12 protein-coding genes are annotated in these 13,060 nt (G+C 73.1%); 6 read left to right on the top strand and 6 right to left on the bottom strand.

The features are described 5' to 3' along the window. Window positions 1-209 precede the first annotated feature (209 nt). The 3 genes from IE239_RS12480 to IE239_RS12470 form a co-directional block, all read right to left on the bottom strand. On the bottom strand, window positions 210-875 hold the full coding sequence (locus tag IE239_RS12480) for a DUF5063 domain-containing protein (RefSeq protein ID WP_190149340.1): 666 nt from the start codon (window positions 873-875) through the stop codon (window positions 210-212). Beyond that, the gene (gene recR / locus IE239_RS12475; RefSeq protein WP_109003361.1) at window positions 868-1,467 is read right to left on the bottom strand and encodes a recombination mediator RecR; all 600 of its coding nucleotides are present in this window, start codon (window positions 1,465-1,467) and stop codon (window positions 868-870) included. Before recR ends, IE239_RS12480 begins: the two co-directional genes overlap by 8 nt. 92 nt (window positions 1,468-1,559) lie before the next feature. Continuing rightward, window positions 1,560-1,901 (bottom strand): YbaB/EbfC family nucleoid-associated protein, encoded by a 342-nt coding sequence (locus IE239_RS12470; RefSeq protein WP_190149339.1) that lies wholly within the window; start codon window positions 1,899-1,901, stop codon window positions 1,560-1,562. Window positions 1,902-2,256: 355 nt separating this feature from the next. Here IE239_RS12470 and IE239_RS12465 point away from each other — a divergent pair, with 355 nt between their 5' ends. Beyond that, window positions 2,257-2,991: an SLATT domain-containing protein gene (locus tag IE239_RS12465; RefSeq protein ID WP_190149498.1), complete on the top strand. Its 735-nt coding sequence runs from the start codon at window positions 2,257-2,259 to the stop codon at window positions 2,989-2,991. A 39-nt stretch (window positions 2,992-3,030) separates the two neighbouring features. Here IE239_RS12465 and IE239_RS12460 read toward each other — a convergent pair whose 3' ends face one another. Continuing rightward, complete coding sequence (locus tag IE239_RS12460) at window positions 3,031-4,953, bottom strand: serine/threonine-protein kinase (RefSeq protein WP_190149338.1); 1,923 nt, start codon at window positions 4,951-4,953, stop codon at window positions 3,031-3,033. A 387-nt stretch (window positions 4,954-5,340) separates the two neighbouring features. Here IE239_RS12460 and IE239_RS12455 point away from each other — a divergent pair, with 387 nt between their 5' ends. From IE239_RS12455 to IE239_RS12440, 4 genes are all read left to right on the top strand, one after another. Then, complete coding sequence (locus tag IE239_RS12455) at window positions 5,341-6,696, top strand: aspartate aminotransferase family protein (RefSeq protein WP_190149337.1); 1,356 nt, start codon at window positions 5,341-5,343, stop codon at window positions 6,694-6,696. Window positions 6,697-6,980: 284 nt separating this feature from the next. Beyond that, window positions 6,981-7,682, top strand: a complete 702-nt coding sequence (locus IE239_RS12450) for a GntR family transcriptional regulator (protein WP_190149336.1) — start codon at window positions 6,981-6,983, stop codon at window positions 7,680-7,682. 98 nt (window positions 7,683-7,780) lie between these two features. Then, entirely contained in the window at window positions 7,781-10,216 is a 2,436-nt protein-coding gene (locus IE239_RS12445) for a dolichyl-phosphate beta-glucosyltransferase (RefSeq protein WP_229878071.1), read from the top strand. Window positions 10,217-10,303: 87 nt separating this feature from the next. Next, a complete protein-coding gene (locus IE239_RS12440) occupies window positions 10,304-10,954 on the top strand; it encodes a putative DNA-mimic protein (RefSeq protein WP_190149335.1) in 651 nt (216 codons plus the stop codon). Between the two features lie 19 nt (window positions 10,955-10,973). On the opposite strand, the gene IE239_RS12435 is transcribed toward IE239_RS12440, so the two are convergent. Then, a complete protein-coding gene (locus tag IE239_RS12435) occupies window positions 10,974-11,267 on the bottom strand; it encodes a DUF3303 family protein (RefSeq protein WP_190149334.1) in 294 nt (97 codons plus the stop codon). A gap of 107 nt (window positions 11,268-11,374) precedes the next feature. Continuing rightward, complete coding sequence (locus IE239_RS12430) at window positions 11,375-11,962, bottom strand: TetR/AcrR family transcriptional regulator (RefSeq protein WP_229878053.1); 588 nt, start codon at window positions 11,960-11,962, stop codon at window positions 11,375-11,377. 106 nt (window positions 11,963-12,068) lie between these two features. Here IE239_RS12430 and IE239_RS12425 point away from each other — a divergent pair, with 106 nt between their 5' ends. Then, on the top strand, window positions 12,069-12,977 hold the full coding sequence (locus IE239_RS12425) for an SDR family oxidoreductase (RefSeq protein WP_190149332.1): 909 nt from the start codon (window positions 12,069-12,071) through the stop codon (window positions 12,975-12,977). The last annotated feature ends 83 nt before the right edge of the window (window positions 12,978-13,060 follow it).

The raw sequence follows: 13,060 nt of genomic DNA, 5'->3' as shown, positions 1-13,060 counted from the left end.
ACGCCCTTGTACTGCGGTCGGCTCAGTCTAACGAGCGCCCGAAATCCGCCTCCCGGGTACCGCATGGTGAGACTCGCGGGCCCGCGGAGGACGCGCGGACGCCCGTCGTCGGGACTTCCCTGCCCACTGACGCCGAAGTGATAGCTGTGAATTAAGTTTCAAGCACTGTCGTGCGGGCGCGGACATGCTTCCCGGCCGCCGCGCGGTCGTCAGCTCCTGACGCCGTCGAGCCCCGGCTGTCCGCCGATCTCCTGCGCCATCAACCGGCCCGCCTCGAACTCCAGTGTCTCGTCGCCCAGGGTCGACTGGTCGGTGTCGAGGCCGTCCAGTTCCTCCAGGGGCTGGTCCAGACGGACGTGGGCGAGCACCGAGTGCAGGGCGCGCAGCGTCGCCGACGCCGTGGAGCCCCAGTTGGAGAAGTAGGAGAACTGCCACCACCACAGGGCCTCGGTGGTACGGCCGGCCCGGTAGTGGACCATGCCGTGGCGCAGGTCGGCGATGACGTCCGCGAGGTCGTCGGAGATCCGGGCCGGCACGGGCGCCTTGCGGGGCTCGTAGGGGTCGAAGACCTCGGAGTAGACGTCGACCGGCTCCAGGAGGCGGGCCAGGTTCTCGCGCAGCTCGTCCGCGTCCGGCTCGAAACCCGGGTCGGGCTCGTAGCGCTCGTCGGGGAGGATGTCCTCGTGGGCGCCGAGGCGGCCGCCGGCCAGCAGCAGCTGGGAGACCTCCAGCAGCAGGAAGGGGACCGCCGAGCCCGGCTCGTCGCCCTTCGCCACCTCGGTGACGGCCACCAGGAAGCTCTCGATCTGGTCCGCGATCTGGACCGCGAAGTCGTCCGGGTTCTGCTCGGTCGCGTGCAGCGTGGCGTCAGACATCTAGGAGTCGTCTCCCCTCGAAGGCGCGGCCGAGGGTCACCTCGTCCGCGTATTCCAGGTCGCCGCCCACCGGGAGGCCGCTGGCCAGGCGGGTGACCTTCAGGCCCATGGGCTTGATCATGCGGGCGAGGTACGTGGCCGTGGCCTCGCCCTCCAGGTTCGGATCCGTGGCGAGGATCAGCTCCGTGACCGTGCCGTCGGCCAGCCGCGCGAGGAGTTCCCGTATCCGCAGGTCGTCGGGACCGACCCCCTCGATGGGGCTGATCGCGCCGCCCAGGACGTGGTACTTGCCGCGGAACTCGCGCGTGCGCTCGATCGCGACGACGTCCTTCGGCTCCTCCACCACGCAGATGACGGACGGGTCGCGGCGGCTGTCGCGGCAGATGCCGCACAGCTCCTCCTGCGCCACGTTGCCGCAGGTCGCACAGAAGCGGACCTTCGCCTTGACCTCCAGGAGGGCGTGAGCGAGGCGCCGGACGTCCGTCGGCTCCGCCTGAAGGATGTGGAAGGCGATCCGCTGCGCGCTCTTGGGACCGACGCCGGGCAGCCGCCCCAGCTCGTCGATGAGGTCCTGGACCACGCCTTCGTACAACGGACTGCCGTCCTTCCTGGGGTTCCTTGCCGTACGTACGGTAGTCGGCCGGGGCCGGTCCGCGTAAGGGCGGACCGGACCGCGGACCGGGACTAGAAGGGCAGACCCGGAATGCCGCCGCCGCCCAGGCCCTGGGTCAGCGGGCCGAGCTTCTGCTGCTGCAGCGTCTGCGCGTTCTCGTTCGCCGCCTGGACGGCCGCGACGACCAGGTCGGCGAGCGTCTCGGTGTCCTCCGGGTCCACCGCCTTCGGGTCGATCCGCAGGGCCCGCAGCTCGCCCGAGCCGGTCACGGTCGCCTTCACCAGGCCGCCGCCCGCCTGCCCGTCGACCTCCGTGTTCGCCAGTTCCTCCTGAGCGCGGGCCAGGTCCTGCTGCATCTTCTGGGCCTGCTGGAGCAGCTGCTGCATGTTGGGCTGGCCACCACCGGGAATCACGATCAGCTCCTGTGTCTACGAGTGTCGGGCGTGCCTCCGAACGGGTTTCACTCCGCTCGGCACGAGCCTACGTGGTCTGTGCGGGTGTCGCCCCGGCACTCTTTCGAGTGAGTTTCGTGTGCGTCCTATACCTGATCAAGGCCCACTTCCAGGCGTAAAAGCGGTGAAACCTTCGGCTGAGCCACCCATTGGGAGGTAGGAAAGGTCCGGCGCAGCGGCGTCAGGCTTCGCGGGTGTCACGCAACGCGAGCGGTCGAGAGCGGTCGGCGTCGTCGGGACCGGTCGGCTTCATCGGATCGGTGGGGACCGGCCGGTCGGGATCAGTAGGGAGTGCCGGGTGGTTCAGCAGCCGGAGATGCAGCCCGAGCGTCCGTCCCAGGACGGGCGGGGTGAGGGCGCGGCCGGGCTGCGGCCGGGCGACCTGACCGGGCGGACGCTGCCGCTCGGGGACTGGGGCGAGCCCGCCGAACGGCTGGACGAGCTGTACCGGTGGGTGGAGCGCGGCGCGCTGGAGACCGCCGCCTGGTACCTCGGCGACCGGGTGTGGAAGCGGCGCGGCGCCCGGATGCTGCGCGCCGGGGCGGCGGCCGGGACGGTGTGCGGGGCCGCGCTGCCGTTGCTGGACCTCACCCGCGTGCTGGGCGGGGTGGCTCCCTGGGGCTGTCCGGCCCTGCTGCTGGCGGTGGCCTGTGTGGCGGTGGACCGGTTCTTCGGGGTGACGTCCGGCTGGATGCGGGACGTGGCCACCGCGCAGGCCGTGCAGCGCCGGCTCCAGGTGCTCCAGTTCGACTGGGCGTCGGAGAGCGTCCGGGAGGTCCTGGGCCCGGCCGAGGGCACGGCGAGCGAGGCCGCCGAGCGGTGCCTCGGGGTGCTGCGACGGTTCTCGGAGGACGTCACGGACCTGGTGCGCACGGAGACGGCCGACTGGATGATGGAGTTCCGGGCCGGTCCGACGCCCCTGGGGATCCAGGCGGCGATCTCCTCCGGCGGCCGGCCCGACGCCGGCGGGGGCGCCGGCCGCTTCCCCTCCCCGCCCGGGGTCAACGCCCGCCCCAACATGCCCCGCCAGAGGCCGCCGGAGCCCCGGTGAGGGGCGGGAGCCCGGCGGGCACGGGCCCGGCAGGGCCGCTCAGCCTCTGGTGTAGGTGAGCTTCTCGCCCGTTCCGGTGTTGGTGCGCTGGAGTCTGCCGTCGGCGAGGAGGGTGACCTCGGAGGCGGCGCCGGGGCTGCACGAGGAGAGGGGACGGCCCGCGGTGACCTTGGAGGGGCCGATCTGCAGCGGGCCGCCGGCGGCGGGCAGCCGGGTGAGGGTGGCGCTGAACTCGCAGTGGTACGCCTTCCCGTCGGCGACGAGGGCGAGCACGGCGTCGCCGGTCTCGCCCTGCGTGATGGTCAGCCGCCGGGTGTTCGTGCCGGTCTCGTTCTCGATCGTGGTCGTCCACACGCCGAGGAAGGCCGCGGGCACCGCACCGGCCGAGGAGGACGGGGAGGGGGAGGCGGACGCCCCGGGCGCGGACGACGAGGGCGGCGCCGAGTCCTTCGCGGAAGGGGTCCCCGAGGCGGAGGCGCCGGCCGCCGGGTCCGCTCCGGAGCCGCCGTCGCCGTTCATGAACGCGTACACCGAGCCGCCCGCGGCGATCGCGACCACCAGCGCGACCAGGACGAGCAGCAGCGTCGTCCGGCCGCTGCGCCCCGGGGGCTCCTGCGTGTCGGCGGTGAGGTCGGCCGGCCCGTAGGGGCCGTACGGCGGCGCGGTGGCGCCCGGCATTCCGGCGCCGTCCGCGTACGGGTTGTACGGTGCCGGGATGCCGGGCGCCGCGGACCAGCCGTCCGACGCCCCGGGCGCATGCCCGTAGCCGGGGGCCGGCTGCGGATGCTGCTGGGCGTGACCGTACGCCGGGTGGGCGGGAGCGTCCGGGCCGGGCGGGCCCGGCGGGGGCGTCTGCGGCGGGATGCCGTCGGAGCCCGCGACCAGCGTGCGGCGATGCTCCGGCGCGAACATGTCGCCGCGCGGCCCCGAGTGTTCCCCGGCGGCCGCCGCGCTGCCGACCGGGCTCGCCGGGTTCTCCGTATCCGCGAGGTACCCCGTGTTCTCCGCGCGCTCCGTGCTCCCTGGGCTCCCCGGGTTCTCCGGGTCCTCCACCTCCAGGAGCCGCACGGCGTGCCGGCCGAGCTGGGCCACCAGCGCGCTGGGCAGCCAGGGGTCGCGCGAGCGGCCGTCGGACACCGTGTCGTCGACGCCGGTGAGCTCCAGCACGCGCGCGAGGGAGGGGCGGGCGGCGGGGTCCTTGCGCAGACAGGCGCGGACCAGGTCGGCGATGCCCTCGGGGACGCCCGCGAGGTCGGGCTCGTCCTCGGCGATGCGGAACATCAGGGCGTGCGCCCCCTCGTCGGGTGCGCCGAAGGGCAGGACGCCGGTGGCCGCGTAGGCGATGACCGAGCCCAGGCAGAAGACGTCGCTGGCCGGGGTGACACCGTCCCCGCGCACCTGCTCGGGGGCCATGAAGCCCGGTGAGCCGATGACCGCGCCGGTCTGGGTCAGCCGGCTGTCGCCGGTCACGCTCTCCAGCGCCCGCGCGACGCCGAAGTCGATGACCCGGGGCCCTTCGATGGTGACCATCACGTTGGACGGCTTCAGGTCGCGGTGGACGATGCCGGCCGCGTGGATGTTGGTGAGCGCGTGGGCGAGCCCGGCGGCGAGGATGCGCACCGACCGCTCGGGCAGCGGGCCGTGGTCGTGGCCCACCACCTGCTGCAGGCTCGGCCCGGCGACGTAGCCGGTGGCCACCCAGGGCACGGCGGCCTCGGTGTCGGCGTCGAGGACGGGGGCCGTCCAGAAGCCGCCGACGCGCTGGGCGTTGCGCACCTCCTGGCGGAAACGCGCCCGGAACTCCTCGCGCGCGGCCAGTTCGCGCCGGACCAGCTTCACGGCGACCGTGCGCCCCCGGTCCGAGCGGGCGAGGTACACCCGGCCCATCCCGCCCGCCCCCAGCCGCGCGAGCAGCCGGTAGCCGCCGATGCGCTGCGGGTCCCCGGGGCCCAGCTTCTCCATCGCAGCGCCGCCTTTCCGCCACATGTGTGATCGGGACATGTGTGTGGAGGCGAGAATAATCGGGCCGTTCGGGGGATAGGGAGGCGAGGTGTCTACGGTTCCGTAACAGGCGACGCCGGCCCGTCCGGCGCCGTGGACAGACCTTCCGGGACGTGGACGGCCCCGGCCGGCTCCACCTCTCGCAGGGCTCCCGCGCCGGCCGATCGGCGAAGGCCCCGCCCCGGGGACGACGGGCGGTACGGACGATCGCGGCCCACCCCTGAACGGCGGGCGCGAGCGGTTCGGCGCGACCCGCCCGCACGCCCGACAACCTGTCGCGGAATCGGGCCGTCCACGGAACAGGACGCCGATATCGCTTCCGCATCGCGGACATTTACGCTCGCCGGTATGACCCCTCAGATCGATCCCCTGGCCGGCGCCGCCGTGAAGGCCGCGGACCGCGCGCATGTCTTCCACTCCTGGTCCGCCCAGGAGCTCATCGACCCGCTCGCCGTGGCCGGCGCCGAGGGGTCGTACTTCTGGGACTACGAGGGCAAGCGCTACCTCGACCTCACCAGCGGCCTCGTCTACACCAACATCGGCTACCAGCACCCGAAGGTCGTCGCCGCGATCCAGGAGCAGGCCGCCCGCCTGACCACCTTCGCGCCCGCCTTCGCGGTGGAGGCCCGCTCGGAGGCGGCCCGGCTGATCGCCGAGCGCACCCCGGGCGACCTGGACAAGATCTTCTTCACCAACGGCGGGGCGGACGCCGTCGAGCACGCCGTGCGCATGGCCCGGCTGCACACCGGCCGGACCAAGGTGCTGTCCGCCTACCGCTCGTACCACGGCGGCACCCAGCAGGCCGTGAACCTCACCGGCGACCCGCGGCGCTGGGCCTCCGACAGCGCCACCGCCGGCGTCGTGCACTTCTGGGCGCCGTTCCTGTACCGGTCCCGCTTCTACGCCGAGACGGAGGAGCAGGAGACCGCGCGGGCGCTGGAGCACCTGGAGACGACCATCGCCTTCGAGGGCCCGGCGACGATCGCCGCGATCATCCTGGAGACCGTGCCGGGAACGGCGGGGATCATGCTGCCGCCGCCCGGTTACCTGGCCGGTGTGCGGGAGATCTGCGACCGGCACGGGATCGTCTTCGTCCTGGACGAGGTCATGGCCGGGTTCGGCCGCACCGGCGAGTGGTTCGCGGCCGACCTGTACGGCGTGACGCCCGACCTGATGACCTTCGCCAAGGGCGTGAACAGCGGATACGTGCCGCTGGGCGGCGTGGCCATCTCCGGCGCGATCGCGGAGACCTTCGCCAGGCGGCCCTACCCGGGCGGTCTGACGTACTCCGGGCACCCGCTGGCCTGCGCGGCCGCCGTCGCGACGATCAACGTCATGGCGGAGGAGGGCGTCGTCGAGAACGCGAAGCACCTGGGCGCCTCCCTGGTCGGGCCCGGTCTGGCGGAGCTGGCCGAGCGGCATCCGAGCGTCGGCGAGGTGCGCGGCGTCGGCATGTTCTGGGCCGTCGAGCTGGTGAAGAACCGTGAGACGCGCGAGCCGCTGGTGCCGTACAACGCGACGGGCGAGGCGAACGCGCCCATGGCCGCCTTCGGCTCCGCCGCCAAGAAGGCCGGGGTGTGGCCGTTCGTGAACATGAACCGCACCCACTTCGTGCCGCCGCTCAACGTCTCCGAGTCCGAGGTCAAGGAGGGCCTCGCGGCGCTGGACACGGCCCTCTCGGCGGCCGACGAGTACACCGTGTGACGAAGGGTGAGGCGGCGACGGATCCGGTCACGGGAGAGCGCCGTTCGCGAGCGGCTCCGGAACCGGTCCCGGAGCGGTTCCGGGACCGATCTCCGGGCCGCCCCGGAACCCGCCCGTGAGACGGGGTCCGGGGAGGCCCGGGACCCGTCTTCGGGCGGCCCGGGAGCCGGCTCGGGACCCTTGTGCACGGAGGGGCTCGATTTCGTCGAACGCGTAAGGTGGCGTGCTCGTACATAACGATGAGCACGCCATTTTCCGCCCCCGACGAGGGAGACGCCTCGACCATGCCCGGCAGCACCGGTAACGGCGCCGTGACGCGCAGCACCCTGCGCCAGCAGATCGCCGACGCGCTCCGCGACGAGGTGCTGGGGGGCCGGCTGCAACCGGGGCAGGAGTTCACGGTGAAGGAGATCGCCGAGCAGTACGGCGTCTCCGCGACCCCCGTGCGCGAGGCCCTCGTCGATCTCTCCGCGCAGGGCCTCCTGGAGGCCGACCAGCACCGGGGTTTCCGGGTCCCCGAGTACTCGGCCGCGGACTACCGGGGCATGATCGAGGCCCGCAGCCTGATCATCGAGGGGATGTTCATCGCCCTCGACGCGGGCCGTCAGAGCCACCAGAACTTCGAGGAGCCCCGGGTCGCCGCCGCCATAGCGGGGGTGCGCCGGCGCGGCGAGGAGGCGCAGCGGGCCGCCTCGGCCGGCGACCTCACCGTCCTCATCGGCTACGACCTGCGGTTCTGGCGCGAGTTGAGCGCCCTGTTCGGCAATCCCTATCTCACCGACTTCCTGCACCGGCTGCGGGTGCAGTCCTGGGTGTGCACGGTGCAGCATCTGCGCCGGCTGTCCGACCTGCGCGGCTGCCTGTGGTCCGGCCACACCGAACTGGTCGACGCCCTGTACGCCCGCGACACCGACGCCGCCCGGGTGATCCTCGCCGCGTACAACGACGAGTCCATCGGCCTGATCGAGCGGCTGGCGACGCGGTGAGCCGTGCGGACGCCCCCGGCACCCGTCCCGTGCCCCGCGCGGGCGCCCGCCCCGCGCGCCCTTCCGCCCCGCGTGCCGCCGGGACCGCGGCCGGCGCCCTGGACCTCTCCGTCGTCATCCCCGCCTACAACGAGGAGCGCCGGCTCGGCCCCACCCTGGACGCGGTCGGCCGTCATCTCGACGCGACCGGGAGCCGTTGGGGCAGCTGGGAGATCCTGGTCGCCGACGACGGCTCCACCGACGCCACCCGCGAGCTCGTCACCGTCCGCCGCGACTCCCGCGTGCGGCTCGTCACCGGCTCCGGCTCAGGCAACCGGGGCAAGGGACACGCCCTGCGGCTGGGAGTCGCCGCCAGCCGGGGCCGCCGCGTCCTGGTCATGGACGCCGATCTCGCCACCCCCGTCGAGGAGTTGGAGCGCCTGGAGAAGGTGCTCGCCGCCGGTGGACACGCGGCGGCGATCGGTTCGCGGGCCGTGCCCGGCGCGACCCTCGGCGAGCGGCAGCACCGGATGCGCGAGGTCCTGGGCGCCGCGGGCAACCTGCTCATCCGCCGCACGACCCTGCGCGGGATACGCGACACCCAGTGCGGTTTCAAGCTGTTCGACGGCGACAAGGCCCGTGCCGCGTTCGCCGCGTCCCGCCTCAACGGCTACGCGGTCGACGTGGAGGTGCTGCGGCACTTCCAGCGCGCCGGCTGGCCGGTCGCCGAGGTGCCGGTGCACTGGTCGCACCGGCCCGGCTCGAAGATCCGCCCGGCGGACTACCCGCGGGTGCTGCGCGACCTGGTGCGGCTGCGGTTCCCGGCGCCCAAACCGGCGGACGTCCTCGCGGCCGTCCTCTTCCTGGCGATGGCCGTCACCCTGTACTCCGGCCGCGTCCTCGATCCGGCCCACCGCTACCTCACCGACTCCCTCCAGGACCAGAACCAGTGGGAGTGGTTCTTCGCGGTGACCGCGGACAACGTCGCCCGGCTGCGCAATCCCCTCTTCACCGACCTCCAGGGCTTCCCCGGCGGCGTGAACCTGATGGCCAACACGACGATGCCTGGCCTGTCCGTCCCGCTCACCCCGGTCACCCTGCTGTTCGGCCCGGCCGTCTCCCTCAGCCTGGTGATGACGCTGGGTCTGGCCGCCACCGCGCTCGCCTGGTATCGGCTGATCGTGCGACGGCTCGTGCGCCAGCGGGCGGCCGCCTTCGCCGGGGCCGCCCTGGCCGCGTTCGCGCCGCCGATGGTCAGCCACGCCAACGCCCACCCGAACTTCGTCGTGCTGTTCATGATCCCGCTGATCATCGACCGGGCTCTGCGGCTCACCACCGGCGAGCGGGTCGCGCGCGACGGGGTCGTCCTCGGCCTGATGGCGGCCTACCAGGTCTTCCTCGGCGAGGAACCCCTCCTGCTGACCGCGCTGGGACTGCTCGTGTTCGCCGTCTCCTACGGCATCGCGCGTCCCGACGTGGCCCGTGCGGCCGTACGCCCTGCGCTGAACGGCCTGGCGATCGCCGCCGCCGTCTGTCTGCCGCTGGTCGTCTACCCGCTGGCCTGGCAGTTCTCCGGCCCGCAGAGCTACTCCGGCATCGACCACGGCAGCGCGACCGGCGTCGGCAACTCGGTGCGCGCGCTGCTCTCGTTCGCCGAACGCTCCCTGGTCGCGGGCGACGCCGGGCGCGCCGACGCCCTCTCCCTGAACCCGACCGAGCAGAACGCCTTCTACGGCTGGCCGCTGGTCCTGCTCGCGTTCGCCGTCGCGACGGCGCTGTGGCGGCGGCCGGTCGTCAGAGCGCTGGCCTGCACGGCGGCGGCCGCGGCCGTGCTGTCCCTCGGCCCGCGCGTCGCCCTCCCCCTCACCGGCGTCACCGTGCCCGGCCCGTGGGCCGCGCTCGCCGGCCTCCCCCTCTTCGAGTCGGTGATCGAGAGCCGGGTCGCGCTGGTCTGCGCCCCGGCGCTGGGCATGCTGCTCGCCCTGGCCGTCGACCGGCTGGCGCGGGCCCGCCGGCTGGGCGCCCAGTACGCCGGGCTGCTCGCCGTCTGCCTCGCCCTGCTGCCCCTGATCCCGGCCCCGCTGAAGTCCGGGCCGCGCGCCCCGGCGCCCGCCTTCTTCACCGAGGGCGCCTGGAAGGCGTACGTCCGGGGCGACGAGACGCTGGTCCCGGTGCCGCTCGCCGAACCCGAGGCGGCCGAGGCCCTGCACTGGCAGACGGCGGCCGGGCTCGGCTTCCGGATGCCCGGCGGCTACTTCAACGGCCCCTACGGAGACGGCGACCGCACCGGCGTCTACGGCGTCCCGCTGCGCTTCACCGCGAGCCTGCTGCGGGACGTGCGGTACACGGGCGTGGTCCCGGTGATCGACGCCCGCGCCCGGGCCGAGGCCCGCGAGGACCTCGCGTACTGGCGGGCGGGCGCGCTGGTGCTGGCCCCGCAGCGGTACGAGGACCGGCTGCGTGAGACGGTGGACAAGCTGGTGGGCCGCCCCGGGAAGAGGGTGGCCGGAGTGTGGGTATGGGACCTGCACCAGGGGACGCACGACGGGAGCTGACGTGAGCCGTACCGACTACCCTTCCCTGACCGGCATTGCCGCATTGTCCGTGCACGACCGTGCAACGCGCTGAGTGAGGAGCTCTCTTTGGCCTGTGACCTGTGGCTGGTGCCGCTCGTCGACGTGTTGTGCCACACCCCCGACAACCCCTTCGCCGACGAACTCGCCCAGTACAACAAGGTGCTGGCCGAGGCGGGTCTCCCGCCGGTGCCGGTGTACCAGTACATGCCCGGTCTGACCGGCGAGGTCGCCCCGGTGGCCGGCTTCGACTACGACGCCCTGCACTTCCTGCGCCGCGCCTACCTGCTCCAGGTGTGCGGGCTGCCGGTGACCCCGGTGGACGAGCTGGGCGGCGACTACGAGCAACTCCTGGAGATGTTCGAGGCGACGGCCAAGCAGTCGCACCTGGTCTGGCACTACGACCACGCGGGCGCCTACGTCCCCGTCGACTTCCTGCAGCCGCTGTCCAGCGACGAACTCCTCTCGGGCGGCGGTCCGTTGGGCTCCTCGCAGTCGCTGCTGCGGGAGCTGGAGTTCGTGGCGCCGTCCCTCGGCATCGATCCGGCCAATCCTCCGGCGGCGCCCCAGCCGCCCGCCGGTCCCACGGAGTTGGAGGAGCCCGCCGTCCCGGCGCCGTACGATCCCAGCCCCTTCGCCCGTGAGCGGCACGTCTGGCTGGGACTGCACGCGGCGGCCACGCGCAGCCTCGCCCAGGGGTCGATGATCGTGTTCAGCTGAGGCGGGTCCCGTGGGAGGGTCAGCGGCCGAGCTGCGAGAGGCCCTTCTGCACCTCTTCCATGTTCATCACCGGGGTGTAGGTGATCTCGGCGTCGACGTTCTGGAACCAGGGCTCGCTGAGCACGGGCATCTGCGAGCTCTCCTGCATATCGAAGACGATGTAGGCGGTGCGCCGGCCGTGGTCGGTGGTGAAGTAGGACGCCTCGGGCTTGGTCTGCTCCATCGACTCCTGGATCATCTTCGTCAGGGTGCCGTTGTGGATCGCCTCGTTGGCCTTCTCCGTGTCCATGGACACCTTCAGCAGTACGCGCATCGCACTCACCTTCTCCGGACCGACGCACGTGGCCATATGGCCTCAGAATATGCCCTTCTGCCACATACGACCTCCGCTGCACCAGGCGAGGGGATCAGACGAGGGGGTCAGGCGAGGGCGTCGATCTCGCGGACGAGACGGGCCCCTTCGCGGGTCATGATCTCCGGGTCGCGCAGGGCGCTGGAGAGCAGCGACATGCCCTGGTAGGCGCCGACCAGCGCGAGCGCGCGACCGTCGGGCTCGTCGGCGCCCATCTCGCGGTACTGCCGCTCCACCCAGTCGAGCAACCGCCGGATGACGAGCCCGGCGGCGAGGTCGAGACCGCCCTCGTCGCGCTTGTCGAGCTCGACGGCGAGGGTGCCCGTCGGGCAGCCGTAACGGGCCGCGACCTGCCGCGCCCCGACCCAGTCGGCGACGAGGCTCTTCAGGCGTTCCCGCGGGTCGGCGAGTTCGTCGAGCCGGGCGGTGAGCGCGTCCAGATACTCGGCGTGCCGGTCGAGGGCCGCCTCGACCAGCTCGTCCTTGGTCTTGAAGTAGTAGTAGACGTTGCCGACCGGGACGTCCGCGGCGCGGGCGATGTCGGCGATGGTCGTCCGCTCCACGCCCCGCTCGTGCAGCACCGAGGCGGCGGCCGCCACGAGCCGCTGCCGCTTGCCGCCCTTCTTCGCGGCGCCCTTCTCGATTGAGTCAGTCACCCGACTGACTATAGACACCGACCCCGGGATCCGTGCTAGCGTCACGCCCGTCAAGTAAGTTAGCTGACTGACTAACAATGAGCGACGGGGACGACGGATGACGCACATGACGACGCACGAGACACACGACGTGGCGGAAGCGGCTGAACTGGCTGAAGTGACCGGGGCGGCCAGGGCGGACAAGGTGACCGGCGCGATCGTGGTGACCGGCGCGACCGGCAACGTGGGCCGGGCCCTGGTGCGGATGCTGCACGAGGCCGGGGCGCCCGTGACGGCCGTCGCCCGCACGGTCGCCGAGACCGACGTGCCGGCCGGGGTGCGGGCGGCGCCCGCCGATCTTGCCGAACCCGCCGGGCTGCGGGCCGCGTTCGCCGGAGCCGAGGCACTGTTCCTGCTGGTGGCGGGCGAGGACCCGCACGGCGTCCTGGCCGAGGCGAAGGCCGCCGGGATCCGCCGGGTCGTCCTGCTGTCCTCACAGGGCGCCGGAACCCGTCCCGAGGCGTACCGGCATCCACGCCTGTTCGAGGAGGCCGTACGGGAGTCGGGGCTCGACCGGACGATCCTGCGGTCGGGCGGAATGGCCACCAACGCGTTCGCCTGGGCCGAGTCGATCCGCGCCCGGCGGGAGGCGGCGGCGCCGTTCGGCGACGTCGGCCTGCCCTTCGTCGACCCCGACGACGTGGCCGCGGTCGCCGCCGCCGCTCTGCTCGGCGACGACCACCTGGGCGCCACCTACACCCTGACCGGTCCCGCGCCGACCACCCCGCGCGGGCGGGCCGCGGCCATCGCCGCCGCGCTGGGCGAACCGGTCCGCTTCACCGAGCAGACGGTGACGGAGGCCCGCGAGCTGATGTCGCGGTTCATGCCGCCGCCCGCGGTCGAGGGCACCCTCGCGATCCTGGGCGAACCGACCGAGGAGGAGCAGCGCCCGACCCCCGACGTCGAACACGTCCTGGACCGGGCCCCGAACAGCTTCGCCGACTGGGCCGCGCGCAACGCGCCCGCCTTCCGCTGAACACGGGACGGGCCGGCGGGAAAGGCGGCGCGGACAGACCTCGGGCCGGTCACGGATGTCGTGACCGGCCCGAGCCGCCGTCC

This window comes from Streptomyces humidus (assembly GCF_014649655.1).
GTDB lineage: Bacteria > Actinomycetota > Actinomycetes > Streptomycetales > Streptomycetaceae > Streptomyces > Streptomyces humidus.
The sequence above is the reverse complement of the archived record's forward strand: the minus strand, read 5'-3'. Positions and strand labels throughout refer to the sequence as shown.

What these genes read in the sequence shown, in the direction of transcription:
- IE239_RS12455 (WP_190149337.1), top strand. Translation starts at nt 5,341, where the DNA reads ATGACCCCTCAGATCGATCCCCTGGCCGGCGCCGCCGTGAAGGCCGCG.
- IE239_RS12465 (WP_190149498.1), top strand. Translation starts at nt 2,257, where the DNA reads ATGCAGCCCGAGCGTCCGTCCCAGGACGGGCGGGGTGAGGGCGCGGCC.
- IE239_RS12480 (WP_190149340.1), bottom strand. Translation starts at nt 875, where the DNA reads ATGTCTGACGCCACGCTGCACGCGACCGAGCAGAACCCGGACGACTTC.
- IE239_RS12435 (WP_190149334.1), bottom strand. Translation starts at nt 11,267, where the DNA reads ATGCGCGTACTGCTGAAGGTGTCCATGGACACGGAGAAGGCCAACGAG.
- IE239_RS12460 (WP_190149338.1), bottom strand. Translation starts at nt 4,953, where the DNA reads ATGGAGAAGCTGGGCCCCGGGGACCCGCAGCGCATCGGCGGCTACCGG.
- IE239_RS12425 (WP_190149332.1), top strand. Translation starts at nt 12,069, where the DNA reads ATGACGACGCACGAGACACACGACGTGGCGGAAGCGGCTGAACTGGCT.
- IE239_RS12450 (WP_190149336.1), top strand. Translation starts at nt 6,981, where the DNA reads ATGCCCGGCAGCACCGGTAACGGCGCCGTGACGCGCAGCACCCTGCGC.